Raw genomic sequence first — 1,311 nt, 5'->3', positions numbered from 1 at the left:
AAGGCATTTTTAACTCCTTTTAATTTTCGTATTTTATTTAATTTTATTCTAAGTATTTTTTAATTGTAGTCTTGTATTTTGAGTGTCATTCGCGTGGTATTTTTGTGGATTGATGGTTTTTGAAAGGTTTTTGAAACGAGTTGAAAACGAGTTTCTTCTTGTCTTGATACTATATAGAAATAACTCGATTTTAAAATTATAGCTGTAATCCTTGGTATGTAAGGGATTATAGCTATTTTTCTTGTTGAAAGGAATTTTTGACATAAAAAAACCCCAGTAGTATGATTAAAGCGTCTACTCAATAAACAACTACTGGAGGTCTCTTTATATGCAATATAATACTACTAGATGTATAGACGAAAATCAAGATAACGAAACACTTAAAGATATGACGAAAAGTGGGAAACAACGCCCATGGAGAGAAAAGAAGATAGATAATGTAAGTTATGCAGATATACTGGAAATTTTAAAAATAAAAAAGGCTTTTAATGTAAAACAATGTGGTAACGTCTTAGAGTTCAAGCCGACTGATGAAGGTTATTTGAAGTTACATAAGACATGGTTTTGTAAGTCGAAACTCTGCCCAGTTTGTAATTGGAGGCGTGCTATGAAAAATAGTTATCAAGCTCAAAAAGTGATTGAAGAAGTTGTTAAAGAAAAACCAAAAGCGCGTTGGTTATTTTTAACACTTTCAACGAAAAATGCGATAGATGGGGATACTTTAGAACAAAGTTTGAAACATTTAACGAAAGCATTTGATAGGTTAAGTAGATATAAAAAAGTGAAGCAAAATCTTGTTGGGTTTTTGCGTTCAACGGAAGTAACAGTTAATAAAAATGATGGTAGTTATAATCAACATATGCATGTTTTATTATGTGTTGAAAATAGTTATTTTAAGAATAAAGCTAATTATATAACTCAAGAAGAATGGGTTAATTTATGGCAAAAAGCATTACAAGTAAATTATCGACCCGTAGCAAATATTAAAGCGATCAAACCAAATCAAAAAGGCGATAAAGATATTCAAGCAGCTATCAAAGAAACCTCTAAATATTCGGTTAAGTCATCTGATTTTTTAACTGATGATGATGAAAGAAATCAAGAAATCGTGAATGATTTAGAAAAAGGTTTATATCGAAAACGTATGTTGAGTTATGGTGGTTTGCTTAAACAAAAACATAAGATTTTAAATTTAGATGATGCCGAAGATGGCAATTTGATTAATACAAGTGACGAAGATAAAACAACAGACGAAGAAGAAAAAGCACATTCAATTACGGCAATTTGGAATTTTGAAAAACAAAATTATTA

1 protein-coding gene is annotated in these 1,311 nt (G+C 29.7%); it reads left to right on the top strand.

Going from position 1 to position 1,311, the window contains the following annotated elements; translation table 11 throughout:
• Nucleotides 1-328: 328 nt before the first annotated feature.
• On the top strand, nt 329-1,311 hold a 983-nt coding region (locus tag CD032_RS05745), incomplete at its 3' end, for a protein rep (RefSeq protein WP_103211260.1).

The organism is Staphylococcus cohnii subsp. cohnii, assembly GCF_002902365.1.
GTDB lineage: Bacteria > Bacillota > Bacilli > Staphylococcales > Staphylococcaceae > Staphylococcus > Staphylococcus cohnii.
The sequence above is the reverse complement of the archived record's forward strand: the minus strand, read 5'-3'. Positions and strand labels throughout refer to the sequence as shown.